At 72.9% G+C, this 2,554-nt stretch carries 3 protein-coding genes; 1 reads left to right on the top strand and 2 read right to left on the bottom strand.

The features are described 5' to 3' along the window. Together ABZ260_RS49890 and ABZ260_RS49885 are read right to left on the bottom strand one after the other, a co-directional pair. Window positions 1-632, bottom strand: a 632-nt coding sequence (locus ABZ260_RS49890; protein ID WP_355632671.1) for an adenosylcobinamide-GDP ribazoletransferase, incomplete at its 3' end; no start/stop codon positions are given. 232 nt (window positions 633-864) lie between these two features. Beyond that, window positions 865-1,896 (bottom strand): bifunctional adenosylcobinamide kinase/adenosylcobinamide-phosphate guanylyltransferase, encoded by a 1,032-nt coding sequence (locus ABZ260_RS49885; RefSeq protein ID WP_355632668.1) that lies wholly within the window; start codon window positions 1,894-1,896, stop codon window positions 865-867. Window positions 1,897-2,105: 209 nt separating this feature from the next. Between ABZ260_RS49885 and ABZ260_RS49880 the strand changes: the two genes are divergently transcribed. Continuing rightward, window positions 2,106-2,312 carry a hypothetical protein gene (locus tag ABZ260_RS49880; RefSeq protein ID WP_030910294.1) on the top strand — a complete coding sequence of 69 codons (207 nt, stop codon included), beginning with the start codon at window positions 2,106-2,108 and terminating at the stop codon, window positions 2,310-2,312. The last annotated feature ends 242 nt before the right edge of the window (window positions 2,313-2,554 follow it).

Genomic DNA, 2,554 nt, shown 5'->3' with positions numbered 1-2,554 from the left:
CGGGGGCGGCGTTCAGCGGTGCCAGCACCGCCGAGGCGAGCAATGCCAGAAGCAGGTCGTAGCCGAACACCAGCGTCACCCGGGCCGACCATCGCGCCGAGCCCGTCGGGGCGGGCCGGGGGGACACCCGCTCGGCAGGCCCAGGTGAGGGCCAGCCGCCCGGCCGCGCAGGCGGTGACCAGGACGATCGGGCCCAGCCCCGTGTAGGTGAGTTCCGACAGGGCCGCCACCTGGAGTAGCAGGGTGCAGACCAGGGTCACCACCCCGAACGGGCCGATGTCGGACCGTTTCATGATCTCCAGTGCCCGTTCGGCGGGCTTCCCGCTGCCCAGCCCGTCGGCGAGATCGGCAAGCCCGTCCAGGTGCAGCCCCCGGGTGAGCAGTGCGAGGACCGCCACGGCCAGCACCGATGCCGGAAGCGGCGTCATACCCAGCCAGAGCGCCAGCGCCAGCACCAGCCCCGCGACGGCCCCGAGCGCCGCCCCCACCAGCGGGGCCATCGCCATCGCGACACCCCCCGCCCGGCGGTCGACCACCCCGGGCCGGACCGGGAACACACTCAGCGTGCCGATCGCGAGACGCACCCCGTCGGCGAACGTCGACGACCTGTCGGGAGGCGGGGGCGCGGGCATGACCGCAGATCATAGCCCTCCTCCTCCCGGATGCCCGGGGCACTCCCAGACGGTGAGGGCCAGGCGGAGTGGGAGGCGGTGGTGTTCCTCGATCCGGCCCCTTGGAGTTCTCTCATGGAATGCGGGCTCAGGTGTGCTTCGATCCGGATTCTCGGGGTTCTTTCATGGAACGCGGGCTCAGGGAGAGAAGCGGGGCCGAAGCCGGCCCCGGATTCCCTCGTCGAACGGAGGCTCAGGAGGGAAGGGGAAGGAGACGGCCGGCGACGACGAGGGTGACGTCCTCGGACTCCGCGGCGAGGCGCTGGTTCAGGCGGCCGAGGACGTCACGGAACATCCGGCCGCTGGCGGTGGCGGGCACCACGCCGAGGCCGACCTCGTCGGAGACCGCCACGACCCGGGCCCGGGTCTGCCGCCAGGCCGCCACCAGTTCGTCGCACCGGGCCGTGACCGCGTCCAGGTCGTCCCCGCCCGACCAGGCGTCGCACTCGTCGAAGACGGAGGCGACCCAGGTGCCGAGCCCGTCGATCAGCAGCGGGGTCCCGGCGGACCGCAGCAGTCCGGCCAGGTCCGTGGTCTCGGTGGTCTCCCAGTGGGCGGGCCTGCGGTCACGATGTGCCCGGACCCGGCGCAGCCACTCGGGATCGCCGTCGCCGGACGGCCCGGTCGCGACATAGCGGACCTCGGGTTCGGCCGCCAGCCGCAGTTCGGCCTCCACGGACTTGCCGGACCGGGTCCCGCCGAGCAACAGGGTCCTTCGGGGCGGGGAAGCCGGAGGTGGCGGGGGCTCGCCGATGTCGAGGACCGTGCCATCCGGTACGGCGCGCACCCCCCACAGGTCTGCCCGCCGGGCCAGCTCCGCCTCCGTCGGTACCCGGTGGTCGAGGTCGACGGCCAGCACGTGCGTTCGCTCGCCGACCAGGCCCCGCCGGCGCAGGTCCCCCAGCCGTTCCGGCCGGTCGAGCACGTCCAGCAGCACCAGGTCCAGCGCTTCTCCCGGACCGGCGGGCTCTCGCTCCTCGTACGGGGGAGGGGCGGGGGCGTAAAGGACGCGCCGGCCGCCGGGGGTGGTGACGGTGAGGCCGTCCGGACCGGGCGAGGCGCGGTAGCCGGGCGGGAGCGGGCCGGTGGGCGGCAGCCGCACGGAGTCGCCGAGCAGTACGGACGTGGGGCGGCGGCCGGGGGCGACCCGGGCGCAGGAGGCGCACCCGCAGCCCGAGGCCGGCCAGCCCGCCGCAGCCGCGGTACCGGAGATCAGGACCTTCACACCCGGCCTCCCATCGGGTTCAAGAAGTTGCGAGCCGCCACCTTCCGGCGGAAGCGGATGACCTCCGCAGCGTACGGGGAGCCCGGGAACAGCCGGGCGACGGGGCGCGAGACCATGATCCTGCCTCCACGCTCGGGGGCGTCCTGGAGAGGTAGGGTTCGCTGAGCCGCCGAACGGCACTGGCAGGATCCGTGAGAAGGAGCTATGGCATGACGTGGCGCTGGCGTTATGAAAACGCGAATGGCGGCGAGGTAGTCGAGGGTGTCGCGCCGTCCGACACGTTCCCGAGCCAGGCCGATGCCGAGTCGTGGCTCGGTGAGAACTGGCGTGAGCTGCTGGAGGCGGGGGTCGAGAAGGTCACCCTGCTCGAGGACGAGAAGATCGAGTACGAGGGAATGTCCCTGCGCCCGGAGTGAGGGAAGATCCCGTCGGGCCCGCTGGATCACCGGGCGGGCCGTCCGGCAGCGGGGCGGGCGCGAACCGGCGAGTGGTGCACCGGTCCCTCGCCCCTCGGTGAAAAGGGGCGAGGGGATCTCCCCGTCCGGCGGTGACCGGGACAGGCTCTAGAAGACCACTGAAGATCTCGCGTTCTTGTTCTGCCCCGGGAGAGATCACGCCAGACTTCTTGGTCATGCAGGGCGAGTGGGCCGGAGAGCCG

Origin of the sequence: Streptosporangium sp. NPDC006013 (assembly GCF_040614275.1) — a bacterium.
Classification (GTDB): Bacteria; Actinomycetota; Actinomycetes; order Streptosporangiales; family Streptosporangiaceae; genus Streptosporangium.
This window is presented reverse-complemented; position numbering and strand designations above follow the sequence as displayed.

Coding starts and splice junctions, on each gene's coding strand:
- ABZ260_RS49880 (WP_030910294.1), top strand. CDS start 2,106: ATGACGTGGCGCTGGCGTTATGAAAACGCGAATGGCGGCGAGGTAGTC.